Genomic DNA, 23,849 nt, shown 5'->3' with positions numbered 1-23,849 from the left:
CCACACCGCACGTCGACGGACGCGGCGGGCGGTGGGAACATTTATCAAAGCCGACCGCAACGGGGAACACGACAGCCAATGACACGGAAGCTGCTGCTGGACGTGGACCCGGGACTCGACGACGCGCTGGCGATGTACATGGCCCTGGGGAGCGACGCCGTCGACGTGGTCGGCGTGACCACCGTAATGGGCAACACCGCCATCGAGCACACGACGCACAACGCGCTTTCGCTGTTGGAGTTCGTCGGCCGATCGGACGTTCCGGTCGCGAAGGGAGCCGCGAAGCCGTTCGCCGACGAGCTGACGATGGCGGAGTACATCCACGGCGAGGGCGGGATTCCCGCGCCGATCCGGGATCGGCTCCCCGAACCGACGACGGACCCGGTCGGCGACCACGCGGCGGACTTCATCGTCGACCAGGCGCGAAAGCACGACGACCTCACGATCGCCGCGGTGGGTCCGCAGACGAACGTCGCCCTCGCCATCGCGAAGGAGCCCGAACTCCCGTCGCTCGTCGACGGCATCTACCAGATGGGCGGGGCGCTGAAGACGACGGGCAACGTCACCCCGCAGGCGTCCTTCAACTTCTACGTCGACGCGCCTGCCGCCGCCCGCGTCGTCCAGGACGGCTACCCGCACGTCGTCGGACTGGACGTCACCGAACCCGCCTACGTGCCGAGCAAGGTCGTCGATCGCTTCGACGGACAAAACGAGTACCGGCAAGTCGTGTCGGACATCCTCCGGCTCAAAGCGGACAACGAGACGGGATCGTTCGGGTTCGACGGGACCGTCGCGAGCGACTCGGTCGTGCTGGCCGGGATCCTCGACGACGTGCTCACCTTCGAGGACGCGTACGTGGCGGTCGACACGACCAGCGGACCGTCCAACGGTGCGACGATCTACGACGAACACGGCGTCTACGGCGAGGAGCCGAATTGCAAAGCGGCGGTCGACGTCGACCCCGACCGGTGCCGCGACGTGATCGTCGAGAGCCTCGAACGACTCGGGTGACGCGCCGGCCCGTGACGTCGCCGCGAGCGCAGGCGCACATTTATGACGGTGCCGCGAGACCCCCTCCCATGGATCGACTACTGGTAGTCGTCGACGAGTCGGACGCAAGCGTGCGACTCCTCCGAGAAGCCGGAGAGATCGCGGGCGGGCTCGGCGTCGGGGTGGTGGTGTTCGCGCTGCTTGACGACGATGCGGCTCGGGAAGAGCTCGACGGCCTCTGGAACCACGCGGGGACGAACGACTCCCGCCGACCGGAAACGGCCGAAGAGCTCGTTCAGGCTGTCGCCGAACGGCTCGGCGATCAGGTGCTCGGCAGCCGCGGTGTCGAATATCTCGCCCGCGGAGAGATCGTCGGCGCGACGAGTCCCTCCGATCGGATAATCGAAGTCGTCGAGAGCAACGGGTGCGACCACGTGTTCGTCCCCGGCGCGCGTCGCTCACCGACGGGGAAGGCGCTCTTCGGGGACACGGCGCAGTCGGTGCTGCTCAACTTCGACGGCTACGTGACGGTTGCGGTGGACGACGAGGCGTAGTTCATCGCCCGCCCTCGCAGGGGAAGGTTTAAGTAGAGGCGGTAGAATTTGAGGTCTGTGATAATTGATGGCAGAACACACATCGCAAACCGAGACCACCGGCGGGGCTTTCCACCGGCTCAAATCACAGATAAGTGAAGATTTCACGACAACGACCTGGGTGCTGATACCCATCGGAATCGGGATCAACACGACGGGGAGCATCATCACGAACACGCTCAAACTCCCCCTGTTCCTCGACAACATCGGGACCGTCCTCATCGCGATTCTGGCCGGCCCCTGGGCCGCCGCGCTCACCGGCGGTCTCGGGAACGTCATCGCGACCCTTCTCGGCAACCCGGTCAAGCTCGCGTTTGTTCCCGTTCCGGTAGCGATCGGACTAACGGCGGGCTTTCTCGCGCGGCGCGGCTGGTTCGGCAGCGTAAAGAAGGTGATCGTCCCGGCGCTCATCCTTCCGATCGTCGCTACACTCGTAGCCACCCCGATCGTCGTCATGGTCTTTGGTGGGGTCACCGGCGCGGGTGCGAGCCTCGTGACCGGCGTCATCCTGGCCTCCGGACAGACCCTCGTCGAGAGCGCGCTGTCCGCCCAGCTCATGGTCGAAGTCGTGGACAAGGGCGGAACCGCCTTCGTCGCGTACTTCATCGGCCGGGCCGTCCCAACCCAGTTCCTCCCACCGCAGGGCCAGCGCGTCTACGCTAAGTGACTACAGAATGAAAGCCGAATCGGACGAACCGTGGACGGCACTCCCCGCCGGAGAGGTGAATCATTGATGGACGAGACGATTTACCAGCCGGGAGAGAGCGTCGTCCACCGACTCAACCCGGTGACGAAGATCGTCGTAGCACTCTGTCTGTCGGCCATCGTGTTCGTCATCCCCGACTATCGAGTCTCCGCAATCCTCGCCGTTTTGCTCGCGCTGCTCGTCGCCGTCGCGGGAGTCCATCGCGTCGTTTTCAAGCTCGTCGGGGCGCTGATAGTCCCGTTCGGCGCGTTCCTGCTGGTGATACAGGGAATTCTGAACCCGGCGCATCAGACAACGCCGCTCGTCACGGTCGGACCCGTAACCGTGTGGGAGGCGGGTTTCGAGGCCGCGGTACTCATCACCTTCCGCGTGCTAGTGCTCATCCTCTCGTTCCTGCTGATGGCGACGACGAGTCCCACGCAGAAGATGCGCGTCGCGCTGATGGACAAGGGCGTGCCGAACAAACTCGCATACGTTTTTATCGCCTCGATACAAATGATTCCGCAGATGCGAAGTCGTTCGAAGTCGATCACGGAAGCGCAGCAAGCTCGGGGGCTGGACACCGAGGCAGACCTCCGGACGCGTCTGACTTCGATCGTCGCGCTTCTCGCACCGCTTTTGATCAGTACGCTCGTCACGGCGAACACGCGCGCGCTCGCGCTGGATGCGCGCGGGTTCAACTCGACCAACGAACGTACCTTTCTCTTCAAGGTACCGGATCCGAGCGTTGAGAAGGCGATCCGGTGGCTCGCAGTCGCCGGAGTCGCACTCGCGGTCGTCGGGAGGATCGTGGTATGGCAATAATCCAACTCGAAGACGTGTCGTTCAGGTACGCGGCCCAGCCGACGGGGGAGATGGCGCTCCGCGACGTCAGCTACTCGATCGCTGAGGGGCGTTTCGTCGGGATCACTGGCGAGAGCGCCGCCGGGAAGGCGACGTTCTGCCGGCTCGTCGCGGGGCACATCCCGCACTTCTACCAGGGCGACCTCACCGGTTCGGTCACCGTCGACGGCGCGCCGACGACGGATCGAACGCTCGGCGACCTCGCCTCGACCGTCGGGTTCGTCTTCGAGAACCCCTACGACCAGCTCACCGGGGCGACGTCGACCGTGCTCGAAGAAGTCGCCTTTGGGCTCGAGAGTATGGGGCTGTCCCGCGAGGAGATGCGCGAGCGCGCGCTCGACACCCTCGACCTCGTCGGCATCGAGGAGCTGGCGGACCGACACCCCCAGCGCCTCTCTGGGGGGCAGTGTCAGCGCGTCGCGATCGCCTCGGTTCTGGCGATGCGACCGGAGATCCTCATCCTCCAGCAGCCCACGGCGCAGCTCGATCCGGAGGGGACCGAGGACGTGATCCGCGTCGTCACGGAGATGAACCGCGAGGGATTCACGGTCGTGATGGTGAGCCAGAACCTAGACCGCCTCGTCCCCCACGTCGACGAGCTGCTGGTGTTCGACGACGGCCGAATCCAGCTCGAGGGAGCGCCGCGGGACGTGTTGACAGCGGCGGTCGAGCGTTCGCTTCCGATACCCGTGCCGACGCCAGTCCGCGTGGGACACCGACTGCGAGAAGCGGGATATGTCGACCGCTCCGAGCCGATGCCGATCACGCTCGCAGCGTGCGCCGAGGAGCTGAAACCGCTCGTCGCGGCGACGAGCGGACGGCAACCGGTCGTGACCGACTCAGCGAGCAGCTTCGACCGATCCGGCGTCGTCGAGCCCGATGGCTCGACGGCCGCAGCGAGCGACACCGGCGACGCCGGCGATCCCCGAGACGAGCTGACGGCGTCCGGAGATGATCTGGCGTCGGCGAGAACTGACCGCGTCGTCTTCGACGACCTCTGCCACACGTATCCGGGCGGTGTGCGAGCGTTGCAAAATGTCTCGTTCGAGATGGACGAGGGCTGCGTCTGTATCATCGGACAGAACGGGGCCGGCAAGTCGACGCTCGTCAAGCACCTGAACGGCCTTCTGAAGCCCACCGAGGGGAGTGTTTTCGTCGAAGGGACCGATACCAGCGAGAAGCGGGTCGCCCAGCTTGCCCACGACGTCGGGCTGAGTTTTCAGAACCCGGACGATCAGCTGTTTCACGATACCGTCGAGTCTGAGGTTCGGTACGGCCCGCGAAACCTCGGCTACGACGACGCGACGATCGACGAGCTCGTCGAGCGGGCGCTCAGTCAGTTTGACTTGGAAAACAGCAAAGAAAGGAACCCCTACGACCTCGTGATCTCGTGGCGAAAACGCGTCGCCGTCGCCTCGGTCGCCGCGATGGACACTCCGGTCGTCGTCCTCGACGAACCGACGAGTGGACAGGACGCGCCCGGCCAGGCGATCCTCGGGGAGTTTGTCACGGCTCTCGGCGAGGAAGGGAAACTCGTCGTCGTGATCACCCACGACATGGACTTCGTCAGGCGGTACGCCGATCGGGTTGTGGTTCTCTCACAGGCGAACCTCCTGCTGGATGGCGATCCGCGTGCGGTGCTCTCCGCCGAGACGACACTCCGGAAGGCGGACGTCCAGCCGCCGGCGATCACGCGGCTCGGCAAGCTGGTTGGCCTGTCCGAACCGCTGCTGTCCGTCGACGAACTGCTGGCGTCGATCGAACGCGAGCAGAACTGAGAACGTCCGATTGAAAACACTTATCAAATTACTCGAACTAGATACACCCGTTACCAATGACCAAGAAATTACTATTAGATGTCGATCCCGGCTGTGACGACGCGATAGCGCTCTTCGTCGCCCTCGCGAGCGACGCCGTCGACGTGGTCGGCGTGACCACCGTGATGGGCAACACGACCGTCGAGAACACGACGCGCAACGCGCTCTCGCTTTTGGAGTTCGTCGACCGAACGGACGTTCCGGTCGCGAAGGGGGCCGCCAGGCCGTTTTCGGACCCTCTGGTGACGGCCGAGGAGATACACGGCCCCGACGGTCTGCCGGAGTCTGTGATGGAGCGCCTTCCCGAACCGACGACAGAGCCGATCGAGCGGAGTGCGGTCGACTTCATCGTCGATCAGGCGCGCGAACATGGGGAGGAGCTCACGATCGCCGCGGTGGGTCCGCAGACGAACCTCGCGCTCGCCGTCGCGACCGAACCGTCGCTCCCCGACCTCGTCGGCGACATTTACGTGATGGGGGGCGCACTGAAGACGACGGGTAACGTCACCCCGCAGGCGTCGTTCAACATGTACGTCGACGCCCCGGCCGCGGCACGCGTCGTTCAGGACGCTGCCCCGAAACTCGTCGGACTGGACGTCACCGAACACGTCTACGTTCCCACCGCGGAGATTCGCCGGTTTACGGAACGACCGGAACCCCTCGCGACCATGGGGAGGATTCTCGAGTTCAGCGTCGAGGAGGTGCGGACGAAGTTCGGCCACGACGGGGGGCTCGCGAGCGACGCGGTCGTGTTGACCGACGTCGTCGCCGACTCTCTGAGGTTCGAAGAGGCGTACGTCGAAATCGACACGACGGGCGGTCCGTCCAACGGGGCGACCGTCTTCGACGAACACGGCGTGTACGGCAAGGAGCCGAACTGTCGCGTCGCGCTCGGCGTCGACGGCGACGCGTACGAGGAGACCGTGGTCAGCGCCCTTGAGACGTACGCCGAGTAGACGCCTTACACAGACACGATGGATACAAAAATTGTTGTAATAGCGTTCTGCACCGGTGTCTTCACTGGCGCCCTATTCAAGTTCCTCCATATTCCGGTTCCGGCACCGCCCGAGTTGGCCGGCGTGATGGGCATCGTCGGCATCTACGTCGGGTTCCAAATCATGGAATGGTTCGGGACGGGATTCGATCTTCTCGACGCCCTCGGAATCTGACGAGTATCTCGCTCTCCAACTTCGAAATGCCCGACTGCGAGTCGATCACGAACCACTCTACGAGTCGATCGCCGTCGCCGTCCTCGGGCGAGCGTCTTCCGAGTGATCGTCGGCACATAGCGCCGTCGATGTTCTCCGAGAATCCAAATAATTCTGTGAAATTGACGCTTCGAAAAACGGCGGACGGAGGACGGTGTCGTCGGTCCGGGCATGATCACTAGTGGCTCGCAGACGTTGATATCACGTGGGATGGAGGATGATAATTCTCGCTGCACAGCGTTCGCATTAGTGAGATATATCTGCTAATTGATCTTACAGAAATGTCCATGGCGAATATTTTAGTCGGTAGCCGGCGTAATCACGACGATGCTCGTATACTTGTATCAGTACAAACACGAAGAGGTCGAAGACGGAAATCGAACGGCCGGCGAATCCCAGACGGAAGACTCGGTCGATAAGGATTCGGAGGAGTACTTCGGCGAGGATATGAGCGACCTCGCGGTCGAAACGTGGGAGACCGTCGAACGCGACGGAGATCCGATCCAGCGTCGGACCATCACCCTCGACGAGGTCGTCGCGATTTCGGTCCCCGAGGAATTGGCCGACGACGATGATCCCGATCTCCCCGGTCGGACGACACAGATCCGGACGGGTGGCGGCGAGAGATTCATTCCGCAGGTCGAGATCCTCGAGGTGCAAGAAGACACCGACACGTCCTGAGTTTGAAGAAGTGTTTTCGCCGGATAGTCGCGTCAGCCTTTACGTTCGAACTCCTCGTATCTAGCTACGCTCTGCGCGACCGCGCGTGGTCAATTGCTGTTACCGAGCCACTCCGCGGCGGACGCGGTGCGTTCGTCGTCAACGTATCCCCTTAGCCGACGATTGCGATTAGACGCAGACGGATCTCCTCCCGCTTCGAACCCAGTCGTACGCTCATGCAGCGCGCATAACATTATTTTCCATTATATATAAGTGTCCCTGCACCGTGCCTACGGGCATGGATTTCGATCTTCCGGCGGTGAAACCGAGTTCAGAATCAACGGATGCCGAAGATCGATCGCCATCGAAGGTAACGTATCTCCACTATCGAGCGATCGTCGCGAATGACTGGGATATCGAAGACGACGATCTATTCGAGAAAGCGGCGAAGGCCAAACTCGATCACGCTGACTACGGCGTCATCGAAGCCGAGCGGAACGAGTCGCTCCTCAGATCGGCAGAGGAGAACGATCTAAAGTGGCCGTTCCAGTGCCGCTCAGGTACATGCGCGATGTGCACCGGCGTCGTGGTAGACGGCGACGCCGAAATGGAGATGAACCTCTTTCTCGAGGACGAGGAAATCGACGAGATGAACCTACGATTGACGTGCACCTGTTTTCCCGAGAGTGACGAGGTGAAAATCGTCTGCGGTGCGATTCAGACGGACTATGTGCGAGATATCGCCCGGAACCGGGGTTGAGTCGCGTCCCTCCCCGCCGCGACATTTTAGCGGTGGTAGTGGGGGTGCTAAGCCCTCGCTTTGACGAACGGGGCGAAGCCGAGCGAGTAGGGCGGAGTCGAAGAGCGCGGTCCCCCAAAGCGCGGCGACTGTGACGTTTACCATTCGGCCGCGAATCGGACAATCGAACGCACGACGGATGGGCCCTCATCCCGAGCCACTGGGGCCCGTATCGAGCGATTATACGAGTTTTCAAGCGTAGTCAATCTCTTCTCAACGGCGAACGAACGATCGGACGTCGACAAGGGCCCGAAATCGGTGCCGTCTCGGCGAAGGATTTCGGAGGCGTTATTTTTCGAGCGAAAACACGACGAGCCGGTCGCCGCGCGGTCCCCGTCCAACGAAGCCGCTTCCGCCGACCTGAATAGCGATGTACTGCTTCTCGGTTTGGGGATCATACCAGCTGACCGGGTCACCGCTGACCGCCTTGTCACTAACGTCGAATTCCCAGAGACGCTCGCCCGTCTCACCGTCATACGCGACCATATTGCCGTTCTGCGTTCCTGCAAAGACGAGGCCAGTCGCCGTCGACATCGTGCCGCCCCAGAGGTATCGATCACTGTCGATCCAGTCGCGCCACTTCACTTTCCCCGTTGCCGGGTCCACAGCCACGATAGCACTGATGTGGCCGTTGTACTCGTCCGGGATGATCTCTTCGTCCGGTTCCACGTCGACGATCCCACCCCAGAATTTCTCCCCGGGCCGGTATTCCTCGTTCCGCCAGTAGATTTCGTGAGGCGTATTAAGCGTTTTGTGATAGCAGAGACCGGTCGTCGGACAGTACGTCGGGGGCTGCCAATCGTGTCCGCCGAGCAGTCCGGGGAGCATCACGTAGTCTCGCTCCTCGTCGACGTGTGGGACCATCGTCATCATGTTAATTTGCTGCGTCATCGGCTGACCGCGGACAAGGAGTTTCCCGGTATCCGGATCCATCGTGTACGTCCAGGAGGTCTTCCCCCCGTTGTAGACGACGTCCGTGGTCGTGTCGAGGTGGTCGATTTCCAGGTCGCGGATGATCATCCGCTGGTGGGCCGAGTCGTAGTCCCAGATGTCGTGGGCGGACTCCTGGTGCGCCCACTGAACCTCGCCGGTCTTCGGGTCGACGCAAAGCGTCGAGCACGTGTTCCGGTTCGGTCCGGGACGGACGGTTCCGTTGAAGTCGGGACTCGGATTGCCGACGTTGAAGTAGAGAAGTTCTCGTTCCGGGTCGAGCGTTGCGGTCATCCAGTTCGTCCCGCCGGACTGCTTGATGCTGTCGCCGACGTACTCCTCCTCCGGACAGGTGTTGAGTCTCCAGAGTTCCTCGCCGGTTTCGGCGTTGTAGGCGCAGTGGAATCCCCGAACGCCGAACTCGCCGCCCGCACTGCCGGTGAACAGCATCCCTTTCCAGATGATGGGTGCCCACGTTGCGGAGTATCCTTCTTTGTGATCCGCGGTGCTCGCGTACCATTCCTCTTCGCCCGTGTACCGGTTGAGCGCCTGAACACCGGAGTCGAGGGACGTCATGTAGATTTTGTCCTTCCACACGGCGACGCCGCGGTTGTTGTCGTCACAGCAGAGCACCGCGTCGTCGGGGGCGGGGTAGGTATAACTCCAGAGCACCTCGCCCTCCCGAGCGTCGATCGCTTTCACGTGGCTCGGACCATTCGTCTGATACATGACCGGCGGATCGCCCGGTACAACGACCGGACTCCCCTCCATGCTAGAGTTCGCCCCGACCTCCATGTCGTACTCGAGTTCGAGGTCCGCGACGTTCTCCTTCGTGACAACATCGCAGGGGGTGAACCGATGGGCTTCGTAGTTCTTGCTGAACATCAGCCAGCTTTCGGGATCGGCCGCGGACTCGTCGAGCATCTCCTGTGTGACGTCGAACCGGGGAATGCGGTCCGTATCGGTTTGGTGTAGGACTGGTTCGTCCGGGGCGTTGAAAACCTGGTATCCCAGCTCGGTCTCTTCAACGATTGTGTCGCTAGCCGCCTTGATTGCCTCGTCGTCTTCGATTGCCATTGTCGAATGTACCTGTTTGTTTACCGCACCCTACTGGGAGCGCGCTTGTCCTCGGTTATCCAGAACGTGCTTTTCATCAGCTCCTCTTGATTAACGATCAAGATCGCGGCACCAGCGGTGAGCGCGGCGGTCGTTTGGGCATCGGTGAGCTCGTCGTCGTCGCTCGCCGCGATCGCCCGAACAGCGCGTGTCATCACGTATAGTCCGGCGAGCATCGACTTAGCATGCCAGAACGCGTCGTCGAGTATGCGATCGGTGATGAGAATCTCCTTTTGCCAGAGGTGTCTGTCAAGTGCGTTTATCCAGAGCAGTGCGCCACCCATCGCCCGTTGATGGATCGGCGGGACGTACTCGACATCGAACTCGACGCCCTCCGGGATGTCCTTCGTCGGAACCCACCGCGACAAACGCGTGTTATTGGTGACGACGTCCATCACTAACGCGGTCTGCTGACGGTCGGTGAATCCATAGTTACTCAACGCGGTCATCAGCGTCTCCGCGCAAATGAACTGGTGAGCCGTTCGTTCGATCGTCTCCGGGGTGAACGCCGGGAGGTTCTCCTCGGCGTTAGCAAAGAATCCCACCGCACTGAGGTGGTGATAGATTTCCCAGGCGGGCGGGAGGAGCTTACGGTACAGTCGTTCGGGCTCATTCTCTCCGGCCGGGATGCCGGTCTCTCGAACCGCCGGGAGCCGTTCGATTCGAGCTTCCATCCTGGCCAGTGTCTCGTCGATGAGATCCAAGTCGAGTTCGTCGATTAGATCGTTTCGAATCGCTGCACTCTTCGAGGCAAACCCTGGATCCGTCCCCGTCTGGACCGATTCCTGAATTTCTTCGAATGTTAAATCCCTACTTCCGGGGGGATTCTGGATCCCGAACGCTGACGCTAGCTCGCGTCGATCGTCGGACGTGACGGTCGGTGTGCCAATTTGTGGCATGTGCCGAGCGAACCATTGGCCTTGTGCGGCATAACGTTAACTACACGAACAATCGTTACCGACCCTGCGAGTATTCGTTACCATTCAAACGCTGAGTGCTCGAAACCGCTTTCGAAAACGGGCGTCGCCACTGACCACGGGACGACGCTCGTCCGGGCCGGCGGATCTAGCGAACGACTTTCGCGGACTACCCTTGGATACTTGTAAACCGCCGACTCAGGGGAGGATATAAAACGATGGATCTCACGGTCAGGCCGGCGGCGAAGGGGCAGTTAGGGGATGGCCTTGCCGCGATGAGTGCTACAGTGATGGACGCGCTGGGCGCGGTTGACGGCGATTTTGTGCGTCTCGCAGGACCGGACGGGCGCATCGCGGTCGCAAGCGCTCGGACGGTTCCGTCCGAGACGCTCGGCGAAACTGCCGTTCGCATCGGCCGACCGTTTCGGCGGACCCTCTCCGTCGACGTGGGTAATACCGTCAACGTCGAGCGTATCGGCGTCGACCCAGCGAACCACATCACAATCTCGTTGCCCGATCTCGACGTTTCAGAGGCAGTCGGCGCTTCCCTCCGTGGCGAGCTCGTCGGTCGCGGCGTCGTTGCCGGACAAACGCTGGCTGTTCCCCAAGAGCCGACGTCGGGATCGAAGTCGAGTTCGTATCCGGCTGACGCCGTGCATCGGCTTCTAGTTCACGTCGTCGACACGGAGCCGTCTGGTCCGGTCGTCATTTCGAAGCGGACGTACGTCTCGGTCGCTTCGGGCGAGAACGAGACAGTCCCCGGTCTGACCGGACGGCCGATGCGAATGTCGGTGACGTATCGTGACGTCGGTGGGCTCGACGCCGAACTCGCACAGATTCGAGAGCTCGTCGAACTGTCGATTCGACGTCCATGGCTGCTCCGTTCGCTCGGTGTCGAATCGCCTACCGGCATCCTCTTGCACGGTCCTTCGGGAGTGGGAAAAACCCTGCTAGCGACGGCCGTCGCCACTGAACTCGACACCCACCTCCAGCCGCTTTCGGCAGCGAACCTCGCCTCGGGACGGCGCAGCGAGGCGGCGGATCGGCTCCGTGTGACCTTCGAGGAGGCGATGGAGAACCCCCCGTCGATCATCTTTATTGACGACCTCGACGCGGTCTCCGGGAGTCACGACGACCGACGGAATGCAGTCACCGAAGTTGTTACTCAGTTAATCGCGTCACTGGACGACCTCAGCGGACGTGACCGCTGTCTCGTGATCGGAGCGACCGACCGTGTTGAGGCACTCGACCCGGCGCTTCGTCGTCCTGGACGGTTCGACCGCGAGATCGAGATCGGCGTGCCAAACCAGGCGGATCGTGAAGAAATCCTTCGTATCCACACGCGTCATGTTCCGCTGACCGATGATGTCGATCTCACCACGGTCGCCGAGCGTACCCATGGATTCGTCGGAGCCGACCTCGAAAGCCTCATAAAGGAGAGCGCGATGCGCGCACTCCGTCGTGTGGATCGGACCCACAAGCCCGAGGTTGACTGTCCGGATCCTACCGTCTTCGGTCCTCTCGCAGTCACCCGGACCGACGTTGAGGACGCTCTCCAGTACATCAAACCGTCGGGGCTACGGGAAGTATTCGTCGAGGTGCCGGACGTCTCGTGGGACGACGTCGGCGGCCTCTCGGAGACGAAACAACGACTCCAGGAGACAGTCCAGTGGCCGCTCGCGTACCCGGACGCGTACGAACGAGTGTCCCTAACGCCGGCAAAGGGGATTCTACTATACGGTCCCCCTGGGACAGGAAAGACGCTGTTGGCGAAGGCGGTCGCGAACGAGTCGACGAGCAATTTCATCTCCATCAAGGGGCCCGAGCTGCTCAACAAGTACGTCGGCGAGTCCGAGAAGGGCGTTCGCGAGATCTTCGCGAAAGCGCGTGAGAACGCGCCAACCGTCGTCTTCTTCGACGAGATTGACGCCATCGCCGGCGAGCGCGGCCAGCGGCTGAGCGACTCGGGTGTGGGCGAGCGCGTCGTCTCCCAACTGCTCACCGAACTCGACGGGCTCGAAGACCTCGAGGGTGTCGTCGTCATCGCAACCACCAATCGCCCCGACCTCCTCGACGACGCGCTCGTCCGGTCCGGGCGGTTCGACCACCACATCGACGTTACCGTCCCGGACGAACCCGCCCGTCGGGAGATCTTCGCGGTTCACACGAGGGACAAACCGTTGACCGACGTCGATGTCGACGACCTTGCGTCACGCACCAACGGATACGTGGGGGCCGACATCGAAGCGGTTTGTCGAGAAGCAGCGGCGTCGGCGGTCCGCGGATACGTCCGATCCGACGACATGGACGCCGACGAGATCGTCCTTACGCGGGAGCACTTCGAACGAGCGCTGCAGGAAGCGACCCCGAGCGCGACTGATGGTGGACGCGAAGGACACCACGAGAAACCGCTCGTCGAGTGGAACAGCACTGGAGACAGCCCAAGCGCGTGAATTGATAGAAGTTTCGAGCGCATATCCGCGTCTTCAGGCGCGAGAGATGTCAATGCGAGAGGAGGTATCCTCGGTCTCAGTGCCGAGGGCGCGCCCGTACTCGAATCGCGTCCCGTTAAGTAGCCCTGAGCGTCGACCGAATCGGTCGAGGCGACCGACCGCTGGACAGCGCGCCTCGCCCGAACGGACGTAACCGATATTGGTTTCTAACTTGCGATAATGATTAACATGGTGGATCGCGTATGTAAGAAGCAGACGTTACCATGACAGACCTCGGCGGCTTTCAGGATCACGTGGCGCGGGTCGACCTCTCCGAGGGCGACGTCCGCTACGAGGGCATCGACGATGACGACGCGAAAAAGTACATCGGCGCGCGCGGCCTCGGCGTCAAGTACGTCTTCGAGCAGGGACCCGACGTCGACCCGATGGGCCCCGACAACCTCTTGGCGTTCATGAACGGCCCGCTCACCGGCACCCAGACGGTGATGAGCGGCCGCATCGCCGTCTGCACCAAGTCACCCCTCACGGGGACCGTCACCGATTCGCACCACGGCGGGTGGAGCGGCGCGCGGCTCAAGTGGGCCGGCTTCGACGGCCTCCTCTTCACCGGCAAAGCGGAAAAGCCGGTGTACGCCCTCGTCGAGGACGGCGAAGTCGAACTCCGCGACGCCTCCCACCTGTGGGGAGCGGGCGTCCACGACACGATCGAGCACCTCGGCGAGGAGGTCGACGGCTCGGTCGGCAAGAACCTCAGCGTGATGGCGATCGGCCAGGGCGGCGAAAATCAGGTGCGCTACGCGTGCATCATGAACGAGGACGACCGCGCGTCCGGACGCGGGGGAACCGGCTGCGTGATGGGCTCGAAGAACCTCAAGGCGGTCGTCGTCAAGTCCGGGACGCGGATGCCCAAGCCCAAAGAGCCCGAGACGTTCCAGACGGGCTACCAGCAGGCGATGCATCTCATCCGCGAATCCGACGTCACCGCGCCCAACGAGGGTGGGCTCTCGGTGTACGGCACGAACGTCCTCATGAACATCACCGAGGAGATGGACGGTCATCCCACTAAAAACGGCAAGTACACCTCCGCGATCTCCTACAACGACGGCGAAACCGATCGGCCGAAGGACCTCGACGCCGAACGCATCAGCGGCGAGAACGTCCGCGAGAACATCCTCGTCGGCGAGCCGACGTGTCACTCCTGTCCGGTCGCGTGCAAGAAGGAGGTCGAGGTGCAGACGATGCACAAGGGTGAGGAGATGAACGTCAAGATGGAGTCGTTCGAGTACGAGTCGGCGTGGGCGCTGGGTACCAACTCGGCCAACGACGACCGCGACAAGATCGCGGTCATGATCGACCGGTGCAACGACTACGGGATCGACACCATCGAAGCGGGCAACATCATGGCGATGGCGATGGAGCTCACCGAAAACGGGTCGCTCGACGAGCTCGGCGACGGCATCGACTGGGGCGACGCCGACGAGATGATCGATCTGCTCGGGCGCATCGCGCGCCGTGACGACGAGCTCGGCGACCTGCTGGCGGGCGGTCAAGAGCACGTCGCGGACGAACTCGACGCCCACGACTCTAAACTCTCGGTCAAGGGGCAGGCCATCGCCGCATACGACCCGCGGTGCATGAAGGGGATGGGGATCGCGTACGCGACGTCGAACCGGGGGGCGTGCCACCTGCGGGGGTACACGCCGGCGGCGGAGATCCTCGGTATCCCCGAGAAGGTCGACCCCTACGAGTGGGAGGGCAAGGGCGAGCTGACCGCGACGTTCCAGGACCTGCACGCGATCTCGGACTCGTTCGACATCTGCAAGTTCAACGCGTTCGCCGAGGGCATCGAGGAGTACGTCCTGCAGTACAACGGGATGACGGGCTTCGACGTGAGCGAGGACGAACTGATGAAAGCGGGCGAGCGCGTCTACAACCTCGAACGCTACTACAACAACCTCGCGGGCTTCGACGGTACCGACGACTCGCTCCCCGGCCGGTTCGTCGAGGGCGACGAGGCGATCCCGGGGCAGGGCGCATCCGAAGGCGAACTGTGCGAACTCGAGGAGATGAAAGAGGAGTACTACGCACACCGCGGGTGGGTCGACGGCGTCGTCCCCGACGAGAAGCTCGAGGAGCTCGAGATCGACATCGGACCCGGCACGGGCGTCAGCGCGAGCGGCGACAGCCCCGCACCGGCGGACGACTGAGCGGCGACCGCCGCGAGGGTGAAGACGGCTGAACGCCCGGTACGTGACGGAGAGTGGCCGAACGGGCGGTCGCTGCACCGCCAATTTTCCTACAAGTGCGAAGGGTGCGTTCTCATTCGGGTGTAGCCGTTAGCGTTCCTTCCGCTAGGAGAGACCCGACTCAGATCGTACAAAACGAAGTGAGAAGTCACGAAAGCGTAGAAGGTTCGGAGAATAGGATGGGTTATAGGATTTAGGCGAGAAAATCCACGACTTCAGTCATTGGAGGATGTCACACCTTGGGAGGTATGTGCGTCGTGTGATACTATTGCTCATTATGAATCGTTATGATCTCTTCGTCGTGTGATTACAGATATAGTATTGTTATGGAATTTTGTCAATAACAGATCGTTATCAATTATAGGTTGATGTCTAAACACTCATCAAGAAAGTAGAACCAGCAGACAACGACAGAATAATGATTTGGTTATGGCTCGACCGGAACGTCGCGGTCTGACCGCGTCCCCCGACATGTCACAGTAGTTCAAGCAGGAAGCCCACGACTTCAGTCGTGGGTAGCTGACCGTTCCGCTGAGGAATGTCCAAGCGTACTCCGACGTCCAGTCGCGTTTCTCAGGCTGCGCGCCTACAGCCGTTCAAGGCACTGCTCTCCACGGGAAGTGATCCGATAGAGCACCTCTCCACTCACCGGTTCGACGTATCCTCGCCGAGTAAGCCGCTTGCAGTGTCGGTCGACGAGTGAGAAGTGAAGCCCAGTCTGACTCGCGATCAGAGAGGGGTACTCAGCGCGTCGCAAGCGAAGAACGCGGAGGATACGGACGTCCGCGGGCTGTAGGTCTTCTTCGTCTCGCTTGGCCATGGGACGAAACCACGCTAGGAGGTAGCATAGTGTTTTCGACCGAACAGGTACGGACACGAAAAAGCCGCCCACGCCCTCCGCCCTCATGGACCGCCGTGGGGACTGGAGGCCGGTTCAACGGCGTTCGGGCGACGTTTCATTCGGCGTGGGAATGTTCGCCTGCTAGTCGCCACAGCGCACGGTAGAGCGTCCACAGATCGACGGCACATCGATCGGCCGCTTCGCGACACGTCGTGAGGTAGACCTCGTACTCGCTGGCAGACGGGGGGCCGGGATAGCGGCCGGTCAGCTCGTTCGCTTCGTGAAGCGCCTCCCACTCCCGTTCTCCGACGACGATGTACCGCTTCGGAAAAATGAAAAGCAGGAACGCGGAGGCGACGGGAACGTCGACGCCTTCGAGCGTCGTGAGCTGACGGATCTTCTCGGTCGACTCGTCGGTTTCGATTGCCGCACGAATCCTGCTTTGGACGGTCGAGAACTCGTTTCGCCGGTAGGCTTTCTCGCCCGCTCGTCGCTCCCCATCCGGGAACGCGCCGAGAAATCGCCGGTAGTACCACTGGACGATCCACTCGGCGTCCTTCCATGTGTACGTCTCGTCGAGGAACGCAGCGGGAAACGTCTCGATGTTGTCTTGTTCGACGGCGAACAGTGGCTCCTCGCGCTCGTACTGGCGGGCCCGCTCCTCGATGAGTGCGCAAGCGAGGGTCATGGGCGATTTCACGACGCGAGCTGATAAATCACCTTGGATAACGATGACTCGCCCTGGACGCCGAGAGGGCCGTCTGGAGTATTCGGGCGCGACGCTCGGAAATTCACCGGCGGTACAGCGCGGATGCCCCTTCCTCAAGGAGCGAACCGAAAGGCGAGCGAGTAGGTCGGGGTAGTTTACGGGACGGTTACACTGCGGTCGATGACCGATCGCGTCTCTCGTCCGTCCGGTACTCGGTTTTTGAGTCCCACTCTACGGTGAGAAGATTGATGCTGCTCGCAGAGCAACCCCGTTGTGGAGTACCATACATCATGACAGACGGAAGCGAGCCGGTCAAGACCATTTGTCCGTATTGCGGTGTCGGGTGCGGGTTACAGCTTCAACCCGAAAACGACCAGGGCGACGTGGCGGTGAAACCCTGGTTCGACGCGCCGGTGAACGAGGGCGCGCTGTGCATCAAGGGCGGTGCGTCGACGGAGGTCGTCAACCATCCCGAACGACTCAAGGACCCGTTGATCAGGGAGGACGGCGCGTTCCGTGAGGCGACGTGGGACGAGGCGTTCGAGCGCATCACCACGGAACTCGAACGCATCCGAGACGAGCACGGCCCGGACGCGATGGGCTTTTTCGGGTGCTCGAAGGCGATGAACGAGGAGAACTACCTCATACAGAAGCTCGCCCGCCGATTCGGAACGAACAACGTCGACAACTGCACGCGAATGTGCCACGCTTCGACGGTCTACACCCTCAGGAAGAGCCTCGGAGCCGGGGCAATGACCAACAGCATGCAGGACCTCCGGGAGGCCGCGGACGTCTACTGGATTCAGGGGGCGAACCCCGGCGAGCAACACCCCATCGCTCACAGCAAGTACTTCAAGCAGGCCGCTCTCGACGACACAACGGTTATCCAGGTCGATCCGCACGCGAACAAGACTACGCGCGACGCCGACCTGCACCTCCAGCTGAACCCGGGTACCGACATCCCACTGTTGAACGTCGTCATCAAGGAGGTGCTGGACAACGGATGGTACGACGAGGAATTCATCGACGCACGCACGCGAGGATTCGAGCACCTCGTCGAGACCCTCGAAGACTTCGACGTGGAGGAGGCCGCCGAAACCTGCGGCGTTCCGCTGGAGGACATTCGACGGGCCGCCGAGATCTACGCGACGGCCGAAAACGCCGCGATCTTTACCGGGATGGGGATGAGCCAGCACCGCTGCGGCGTCGACAACGTCCAAAACGAGGTCAATCTCGCGCTGCTCACCGGCAACCTCGGTCGGCCCGGGACGGGCGTAAACCCGTTGCGCGGGCAGAACAACGTCCAGGGGACCTGCGACGTCGGCGCGATGCCGAACGTCCTGCCCGGGTACATTAACGTCGACGGCGAAGAGCGGGCGGACGTCGAAGAGGTGTGGGGGTTCGAAGTACCGCCGGAGCCGGGCCTGACGAACGTCGAAATCTCCCACGCCGCGGGCGACACCGTTCGAGGGCTGTTCATCATGGGCGAAAACCCGGTGATGAGCGAACCCGACGCGAATCGGGTCGCAGAGCGGTTCGAGGAGCTCGATTTCATCGCCGTCCAGGACATCTTCATGTCGGAGACGGCGGAGCTGGCGGACGTCGTGCTGCCGGCGACGTCCTGGGCCGAGCGCGGCGGCACGGTGACGAACACCGATCGACGGGTCCAGCTCATGCGCCCCGCGACGACGGTCCCGGGCAACACTCGGCACGACCTCGACATCCTCTGCGAACTCGGCACCCGCCTGTTCGGAGAGGGATTCGACTTTGATGGCCCCGAGGAGGTGTTCGAGGAGCTTCGAGAGGTCTGTCCGATCTACCGAGGCATGACGTACGACCTGATCGGGCATGAGGGCATCCACTGGCCGTGCTACGAGGAGGGCGACCAGGGGGACCTCTTCCTCTACGAGGAGTCGTTCGACACCGACGACGGGCTCGGTGTGATCCGCGGCGTGCGTCACCAGCCGCCTGCGGAGGTCCCGGATGAGGACTACCCGCTCGTGCTCACGACGGCGCGGCTCGAAGAGCACTACAACACCGGGACGATGAGCACCCGTTCCCCGACGCTCAACCGCCGGACGCCGGAGAACTTCGTTGACGTTCACCCCGCGGACGCCGAGAGGTACGGCATCGAGGACGAGGAGTACGTCAGGATCCGCTCGCGTCGCGGCGAGATCGTCGTCAAGGCGAACGTGACGCCGGATATCAAGCGAGGTTCGATCTGGACGACGCCGCACTTCGCGGCTGCGGCCGCGAACCAGCTGACGAACGACGTTCTCGACCCGGACGCGAAGATCCCCGAATACAAAGCGGCTGCCGCGGAGATTGAGGTCGGTATCGATCCGGCCGACACACCGGCCGAAACGCCGGGCGACGACTGATGATTGCCGCGCACCGGTCGATTCCCCCCACGCGTTCGCTTTGCGGGTGAACGAGTGAACGCAGGCACGCGGCGCGGAAGAGCTGATAGAGGTCTCGAGCGCATACGCGCGGGTTGAGCGGAAGGCCCGGCCGACCAGCCGCCGTCGGTGGCCGAGCCGGATATCCTGCGGAGGTGCGTTTTAGTGCCTGTACTGCGTGTTTTGTCGTGCTACTCCAGCGGAGAGAGTCGCGCCAGAGAACACACGCGCGCCGGTGACTCGGCTGGAGACAGGGCCTGAGTGACCGGGCCACAGCCATCCAAGGGGAGTTGAAACCTCGAAGGCCGCTGGCCGCAATCCCATGGGGGGATGCCACGCCCTTGAGGGCGTGGAGGAGGACACTTCGATGCGCCATACGACCACGGCCGGCCGTCCGCCGAGAAGTATTATACCCCTCAAGCACCGACGTGGAATGATGCGGACCCAGGAGTATCCAGTGTTGTCCGAGGAGGACGAAGAGTTGATCGAGCGCCTGGCACTCGGACTGGGTCGAGCAGCGGCTCGCGTTCTGGGGTATCTCGTCCTCCGCGAGCGGGAACCGACGTTCGCCGACACGCCCGCCACGCGCCTCGAAATTCGAGTCGGGACGGGCGAAAGCCAGCGCGCCGTCACTGAAGCGGTCGCCCGTCTCGTCGAGCGGAACATCATCACAGAGACGACTATCCGACGGGATATTCGAGGTCGCCCCCCGAAGGCGTGGGCCTGCGACGCCGATGTTCGAGAGACGATTCGACGCGTGTACGCGGCGCACGCGACCGCACTTCTGAAACAGGCGGTTGCCGTGGCGGGCAAACTGGGTGCAGAGAGGCTCCGACCGGACGACATCCCCATGCTCGATTCGGCCGACGTGACGCTGACCGTCGGGTTGAACTGGCATCCGAACGTCCTTCACGCGCCACTGTTCGCCGCGATCGACGCAAACCGGTACCGAGAACGAGGTGTGAACGTCACGCTTCGACCGTTCGAAGGGTCCGGAGACGCCGTCGAGGCGCTCCTGACGGACGACGTGGACGTCACCGTCGCCGGGGCGGCGACGACGATCCGAGCACGGGCGGCCGGAGCCCCGGTCGTCCCACTCGCACCCCTCTTCCAGCGAGCGATGACGGTGCTGTACACGACGCGGAGCGTGTTCGGGGAGCGGCTCGAGCGCACCGAGCAGTTGCGCGGACGTCGCATTGGACTGTCGAGCAACTCCGAGGCTGGGGTTCTCGGGCGACTCTTCCTCTCGCAACTGCGGCTACTTGACGACGCGACAGTCGTCGAAGTCGACGGCGAGGAGCGAACGGCCCTCGAATCGGGCCGCGCCGACGTCGTGACGGGAACGTTCACCGATCCGCAGGACCTGGCCAGCGAGGGACTGACGGTCGACGTCCTCTCGGTTGCCGATCAGTTCCCCATCTACGGGCCGACGATCGTGACGACAGAGCGTGTGGCGCGAACGCGTCCACAGGCCGTGCTCGCGTTTCTCGCGGGAACGCTCGCCGGGTACGAGGCGGCCGTCACCGACCCGGAGCGGGTCGTGGGGACGATCGGCGAGGGGAGGTCCAACGCTACCGGGCGTGATGCCGAGAACCTGACCGATGCGGTAGAGCGGTTCGGACCGAGCGGTGCCGTCTGCGACGACGGATGGGGGTGGCAACGGTTCGAAGAGTGGCAGCGGCTTAAGACGGCGCTCGATCAAGCCAAATTGCTCACGCCGTGAGCGGCGTCGACGCGCTCGAACACTCGTCTCAGTCGATCACCTCGATCAGAGCAGATTTGCCGCCCAGTAGGCGGCGTATCCGACGAGAAGCACAGCACCGGTCGTGCGCCCGACCCGTCCACGCGCGAGAGCGACCCCCACGACCGTCAACAGCGCGAGGAAGAACGGCCAGTGGACAGTAAACACCGCTCCGCTCGTGTCGATGGGACGAATCAACGCGATAATGCCGGCGTTCGCCGTCACGAAAAACAGCATGCTTCCCACGACGTTGCCGACGCCGATCTCGGGCGCTCCCCGGCGCACCGGTTCGACCGTCAGGAGCACCTCCTCGATCGAGGCGACGAAGCTCATAACCGTGGCACCGAACGCGAGGCCCGTCACGCCGAAAGCCGTAAGCAGACTCCGAGCGCCCGTAACCGCGAGTTCGGACCCGATCGCCATTCCCACGGCTGCCAGCACGGCGACGCCCAGTTCGAACCAACCTTCGTAGCGCTCGCGGAGTCGATCGAGGTGCGGTTCCGTGACGTCGAGATCGAAGTCGAGGTCGAGTTCGAACGTCTCGTCGGTTCCGCCGTCGAGAGCGTCTGCGGCCAGATAGCGCGCGTCGGACCGCCGTTCGAGACCGTACACGACGAGGAGCAACGGGAGATACGCCGCCGTGAGAACGACGCCGTCGAGGCGGTCGAGCGTTCCGTCGAGCGAGAGCACCAAAAGTAACGCCGGCGCGCCGAGCATCAAGAGCAGGTACGCTCGCGGCACGTCCGTCTCAAAGGCGGTAAACACACCGGCGAGGCCGACGCCCACCCCGAGGATGAACAGCGCCTCACCGAACACCGTCCCGAGCGCCAGTCCCGGGAGTCCCTCGGAGACGGCCGCGACGCCGAGCACGGCGTTCTCCAAGTCCGCACCCGCGAGCACGACCGTCAGAAAAAACCCCGACACGCCGAGTCCAAGCGCGCTTTCGGCGATCGCTTCGACAAACGTTTCGACGCTTCCGACGACGAGTGCGACCCCGACGAGAAAGAGGAGCAGCCCGATCACGACCGGCGGGACGCTGAGCGACATGATCCGATGTCTCCCGATGGCGACTTATACCATTCGCAGGGGATATGACGAGGAGTCGTACCGAGGAGCCATCGGTCGGCACGTCGGTTTTCGCGTTCGTCGCGCTCGGTCGAGGGGGCGTCAACGTTATTTCCCGACTCGCCGTTGGTCAGTAACGTATGGCAGCGCTCGACGAGGCGATAGCCCGAGTTCGTAAGCCGGAGTACACCGGAGAGAATCGATGTGCGCCCTGCACGGCGGTGAACGTGTTCGTCGCCGCCGCGGTCGCGGTCGCGCTGACGCTTGCGTCGTTCGCGTGGGTCGGTCTCGTCGCGTTCGTCGCGTTCCTCGCCGTCATCTACGCCCGCGGATACCTCGTCCCCGGCACGCCCGCGCTCACGAAACGTTACTTTCCGGCGTGGGTTCTCCGGCTGTTCGGCAAGCAGCCCCCGGTCGATCGGTCGCTCGGCGGAGGTCGTCTCGCCGAACGCGAACGTGTGTCCGGAGGGGGGGAGGCGGACGAGACGCCGTTCGAACTCGACGGAGTCGTCCGAAACGACAACGCCGCCGATCTCACGGCGGAGTTCGCGGACGCGTGGACCGAACGAATTCGAGATGTCCGCGAACGCGGCGTCGAGCCGTCGGACGTGCGCGCCCTGTTCGACGCCGAGACGATCTCGCGCCACGGCGCGCGTTCCTTCGTCGTGGACGGGAACAAATCGGTCCGGTGGGAGTCGGAGGCGGCCCTCGTTGCGGACGTCGCCGCCGCAGAGATCCTTCGGGAACGCCTTGACCGGTGGATCGAGTTCGACCGGGACCGCCGGCAGTCCGTCCTGACGGGATTGCGACTGTGTCTCGGGCAATGTCCGTCCTGCGACGGTTCGCCCGTCGTGACGGAAGATCGCGTCGATCCCTGCTGCCAAAAACCGCACCTCGTCGCTCAGTCCGTTTGTCGGGACTGCGACGCCGCGCTCGCCGACGCCGCCGTGGCGGACCGAGGCGAGGCAGCCTCCGTCCGATCGCGCCTGCTGCTCCCGTGAGTGCGCAACGCGAGAACGGGCAGGGCGCGCATCGGAGAGATACGCGAGTGCTGGCGGGACTCGTCTACGGCTCGGCAACGACGATGATGTACCGCCCCCGCTCCAGTTCGATGTCTCTCACAGTCGTGACGGTGAATCCGGCGTCCGCGACGCGATCGCGCCAGTACGCGACCGGGTCGGCGGATTTGTCGTGTGGGAGCGGCAGTTCGAGCACGCCGAACGCCCCGTCAGGTTTACACGTCCTGTGTGCCTCTGCGAGCGTCCGTTGGGCGGCCTCGGCTGGAAGGTCGTGTAGCACTCGACAGGCGGTCACGACGTCCACCGAATCGTCCGCGACGGGGAGCCGGGCCGCGTCGCCGCGGACGGTTGCAGCTTCAAGGCCCGCCCTGGCGGCGTTTCGGCGGGCCAGCCTCGGCCCGTTGCCGAGAATGACGCGATCGTCGAAGACGTCGACTCCCACCGCCGTACAGTCCCCCGGGAGTCGGGACGCCAGACCGACGAGCGAGCGACCGGTACCGCAGCCCACATCCAGGAGCCGATTCGCCGATCCGAGGGGGAGTTCAGCCGCAAGCGCCTCGTACTTCTCCCGGTCAGGCCTCCACGGTGGCGGGCGAAGGAGCCGGGAGAGCGCGTCCCCTCCCGTATCGAGTCCCCATAGAACAAGCCCCGCGGCGAGCAGACGACGAATGTGTCCGCGTCGACCAAAGAGACGCGCCCCGACCGCTACCGCGAGAGCGCTCGCGACGAGCGTCCGAGCGCGTCGACGCCAGTGATAGACGCCGAAGTTGTACGTCATCGCGCGAGGGGCGGAACGC

General features: G+C 63.2%; 19 protein-coding genes. 14 read left to right on the top strand and 5 right to left on the bottom strand.

The window, feature by feature from the left end; translation table 11 throughout:
- Window positions 1-78: 78 nt before the first annotated feature.
- From C3L37_RS04925 to fer, 9 genes are all read left to right on the top strand, one after another.
- Complete coding sequence (locus tag C3L37_RS04925) at window positions 79-1,011, top strand: nucleoside hydrolase (RefSeq protein ID WP_129113525.1); 933 nt, start codon at window positions 79-81, stop codon at window positions 1,009-1,011.
- Between the two features lie 68 nt (window positions 1,012-1,079).
- Complete coding sequence (locus tag C3L37_RS04920; RefSeq protein WP_129113524.1) at window positions 1,080-1,544, top strand: universal stress protein; 465 nt, start codon at window positions 1,080-1,082, stop codon at window positions 1,542-1,544.
- Between the two features lie 67 nt (window positions 1,545-1,611).
- Window positions 1,612-2,250 (top strand): ECF transporter S component, encoded by a 639-nt coding sequence (locus C3L37_RS04915; RefSeq protein ID WP_129113523.1) that lies wholly within the window; start codon window positions 1,612-1,614, stop codon window positions 2,248-2,250.
- A gap of 66 nt (window positions 2,251-2,316) precedes the next feature.
- Window positions 2,317-3,093, top strand: coding sequence for an energy-coupling factor transporter transmembrane component T family protein (locus tag C3L37_RS04910; protein ID WP_129113522.1), 777 nt, complete (start codon window positions 2,317-2,319; stop codon window positions 3,091-3,093).
- Window positions 3,084-4,910, top strand: coding sequence for an ABC transporter ATP-binding protein (locus tag C3L37_RS04905; protein WP_129113521.1), 1,827 nt, complete (start codon window positions 3,084-3,086; stop codon window positions 4,908-4,910). The genes C3L37_RS04910 and C3L37_RS04905 overlap by 10 nt, the downstream gene beginning before the upstream one ends.
- Before the next feature lie 56 nt (window positions 4,911-4,966).
- The gene (locus C3L37_RS04900) at window positions 4,967-5,905 is read left to right on the top strand and encodes a nucleoside hydrolase (RefSeq protein ID WP_129113520.1); all 939 of its coding nucleotides are present in this window, start codon (window positions 4,967-4,969) and stop codon (window positions 5,903-5,905) included.
- Window positions 5,906-5,923: 18 nt separating this feature from the next.
- Window positions 5,924-6,118 (top strand): XapX domain-containing protein, encoded by a 195-nt coding sequence (locus C3L37_RS04895; RefSeq protein WP_129113519.1) that lies wholly within the window; start codon window positions 5,924-5,926, stop codon window positions 6,116-6,118.
- A 366-nt stretch (window positions 6,119-6,484) separates the two neighbouring features.
- On the top strand, window positions 6,485-6,838 hold the full coding sequence (locus tag C3L37_RS04890) for a hypothetical protein (RefSeq protein WP_129113518.1): 354 nt from the start codon (window positions 6,485-6,487) through the stop codon (window positions 6,836-6,838).
- A gap of 277 nt (window positions 6,839-7,115) precedes the next feature.
- A complete protein-coding gene (gene fer, locus C3L37_RS04885) occupies window positions 7,116-7,577 on the top strand; it encodes a ferredoxin Fer (protein ID WP_129113517.1) in 462 nt (153 codons plus the stop codon).
- Between the two features lie 327 nt (window positions 7,578-7,904).
- On the opposite strand, the gene C3L37_RS04880 is transcribed toward fer, so the two are convergent.
- The gene (locus tag C3L37_RS04880; RefSeq protein ID WP_129113516.1) at window positions 7,905-9,623 is read right to left on the bottom strand and encodes a pyrroloquinoline quinone-dependent dehydrogenase; all 1,719 of its coding nucleotides are present in this window, start codon (window positions 9,621-9,623) and stop codon (window positions 7,905-7,907) included.
- A 20-nt stretch (window positions 9,624-9,643) separates the two neighbouring features.
- On the bottom strand, window positions 9,644-10,336 hold the full coding sequence (locus C3L37_RS04875; RefSeq protein WP_228546109.1) for a hypothetical protein: 693 nt from the start codon (window positions 10,334-10,336) through the stop codon (window positions 9,644-9,646).
- A 461-nt stretch (window positions 10,337-10,797) separates the two neighbouring features.
- Here C3L37_RS04875 and C3L37_RS04870 point away from each other — a divergent pair, with 461 nt between their 5' ends.
- Window positions 10,798-13,032 (top strand): AAA family ATPase, encoded by a 2,235-nt coding sequence (locus tag C3L37_RS04870; RefSeq protein ID WP_129113515.1) that lies wholly within the window; start codon window positions 10,798-10,800, stop codon window positions 13,030-13,032.
- A 263-nt stretch (window positions 13,033-13,295) separates the two neighbouring features.
- Complete coding sequence (locus C3L37_RS04865) at window positions 13,296-15,239, top strand: aldehyde ferredoxin oxidoreductase family protein (protein WP_129113514.1); 1,944 nt, start codon at window positions 13,296-13,298, stop codon at window positions 15,237-15,239.
- 995 nt (window positions 15,240-16,234) lie between these two features.
- On the opposite strand, the gene C3L37_RS04855 is transcribed toward C3L37_RS04865, so the two are convergent.
- Window positions 16,235-16,807: a hypothetical protein gene (locus C3L37_RS04855; protein ID WP_129113512.1), complete on the bottom strand. Its 573-nt coding sequence runs from the start codon at window positions 16,805-16,807 to the stop codon at window positions 16,235-16,237.
- Window positions 16,808-17,118: 311 nt separating this feature from the next.
- On the opposite strand from C3L37_RS04855, the gene fdhF reads away from it, so the two are divergent.
- Together fdhF and C3L37_RS04845 are read left to right on the top strand one after the other, a co-directional pair.
- Window positions 17,119-19,209 (top strand): formate dehydrogenase subunit alpha, encoded by a 2,091-nt coding sequence (fdhF, locus tag C3L37_RS04850; RefSeq protein WP_228546108.1) that lies wholly within the window; start codon window positions 17,119-17,121, stop codon window positions 19,207-19,209.
- Window positions 19,210-19,663: 454 nt separating this feature from the next.
- On the top strand, window positions 19,664-20,950 hold the full coding sequence (locus C3L37_RS04845) for an ABC transporter substrate-binding protein (protein WP_164974665.1): 1,287 nt from the start codon (window positions 19,664-19,666) through the stop codon (window positions 20,948-20,950).
- A gap of 45 nt (window positions 20,951-20,995) precedes the next feature.
- Here the strand turns inward: C3L37_RS04845 and C3L37_RS04840 are convergent, their stop codons facing one another.
- Window positions 20,996-22,015 carry a sodium:calcium antiporter gene (locus C3L37_RS04840; RefSeq protein WP_129113510.1) on the bottom strand — a complete coding sequence of 340 codons (1,020 nt, stop codon included), beginning with the start codon at window positions 22,013-22,015 and terminating at the stop codon, window positions 20,996-20,998.
- A 158-nt stretch (window positions 22,016-22,173) separates the two neighbouring features.
- Between C3L37_RS04840 and C3L37_RS04835 the strand changes: the two genes are divergently transcribed.
- Window positions 22,174-23,034, top strand: coding sequence for a hypothetical protein (locus C3L37_RS04835; protein ID WP_129113509.1), 861 nt, complete (start codon window positions 22,174-22,176; stop codon window positions 23,032-23,034).
- A gap of 64 nt (window positions 23,035-23,098) precedes the next feature.
- Here C3L37_RS04835 and C3L37_RS04830 read toward each other — a convergent pair whose 3' ends face one another.
- Window positions 23,099-23,830: a class I SAM-dependent methyltransferase gene (locus C3L37_RS04830; RefSeq protein ID WP_129113508.1), complete on the bottom strand. Its 732-nt coding sequence runs from the start codon at window positions 23,828-23,830 to the stop codon at window positions 23,099-23,101.
- Window positions 23,831-23,849: the final 19 nt, after the last annotated feature.

Origin of the sequence: Halegenticoccus tardaugens (assembly GCF_004116405.1) — an archaeon.
GTDB classification, from domain to species: Archaea; Halobacteriota; Halobacteria; order Halobacteriales; family Haloferacaceae; genus Halegenticoccus; species Halegenticoccus tardaugens.
The sequence above is the reverse complement of the archived record's forward strand: the minus strand, read 5'-3'. Positions and strand labels throughout refer to the sequence as shown.

Coding starts and splice junctions, on each gene's coding strand:
- C3L37_RS04925 (WP_129113525.1), top strand. CDS start 79: ATGACACGGAAGCTGCTGCTGGACGTGGACCCGGGACTCGACGACGCG.
- C3L37_RS04920 (WP_129113524.1), top strand. CDS start 1,080: ATGGATCGACTACTGGTAGTCGTCGACGAGTCGGACGCAAGCGTGCGA.
- C3L37_RS04915 (WP_129113523.1), top strand. CDS start 1,612: ATGGCAGAACACACATCGCAAACCGAGACCACCGGCGGGGCTTTCCAC.
- C3L37_RS04910 (WP_129113522.1), top strand. CDS start 2,317: ATGGACGAGACGATTTACCAGCCGGGAGAGAGCGTCGTCCACCGACTC.
- C3L37_RS04905 (WP_129113521.1), top strand. CDS start 3,084: ATGGCAATAATCCAACTCGAAGACGTGTCGTTCAGGTACGCGGCCCAG.
- C3L37_RS04900 (WP_129113520.1), top strand. CDS start 4,967: ATGACCAAGAAATTACTATTAGATGTCGATCCCGGCTGTGACGACGCG.
- C3L37_RS04895 (WP_129113519.1), top strand. CDS start 5,924: ATGGATACAAAAATTGTTGTAATAGCGTTCTGCACCGGTGTCTTCACT.
- C3L37_RS04890 (WP_129113518.1), top strand. CDS start 6,485: ATGCTCGTATACTTGTATCAGTACAAACACGAAGAGGTCGAAGACGGA.
- fer (WP_129113517.1), top strand. CDS start 7,116: ATGGATTTCGATCTTCCGGCGGTGAAACCGAGTTCAGAATCAACGGAT.
- C3L37_RS04880 (WP_129113516.1), bottom strand. CDS start 9,623: ATGGCAATCGAAGACGACGAGGCAATCAAGGCGGCTAGCGACACAATC.
- C3L37_RS04875 (WP_228546109.1), bottom strand. CDS start 10,336: ATGGAAGCTCGAATCGAACGGCTCCCGGCGGTTCGAGAGACCGGCATC.
- C3L37_RS04870 (WP_129113515.1), top strand. CDS start 10,798: ATGGATCTCACGGTCAGGCCGGCGGCGAAGGGGCAGTTAGGGGATGGC.
- C3L37_RS04865 (WP_129113514.1), top strand. CDS start 13,296: ATGACAGACCTCGGCGGCTTTCAGGATCACGTGGCGCGGGTCGACCTC.
- C3L37_RS04855 (WP_129113512.1), bottom strand. CDS start 16,807: ATGACCCTCGCTTGCGCACTCATCGAGGAGCGGGCCCGCCAGTACGAG.
- fdhF (WP_228546108.1), top strand. CDS start 17,119: ATGACAGACGGAAGCGAGCCGGTCAAGACCATTTGTCCGTATTGCGGT.
- C3L37_RS04845 (WP_164974665.1), top strand. CDS start 19,664: ATGCGGACCCAGGAGTATCCAGTGTTGTCCGAGGAGGACGAAGAGTTG.
- C3L37_RS04840 (WP_129113510.1), bottom strand. CDS start 22,015: ATGTCGCTCAGCGTCCCGCCGGTCGTGATCGGGCTGCTCCTCTTTCTC.
- C3L37_RS04835 (WP_129113509.1), top strand. CDS start 22,174: ATGGCAGCGCTCGACGAGGCGATAGCCCGAGTTCGTAAGCCGGAGTAC.
- C3L37_RS04830 (WP_129113508.1), bottom strand. CDS start 23,830: ATGACGTACAACTTCGGCGTCTATCACTGGCGTCGACGCGCTCGGACG.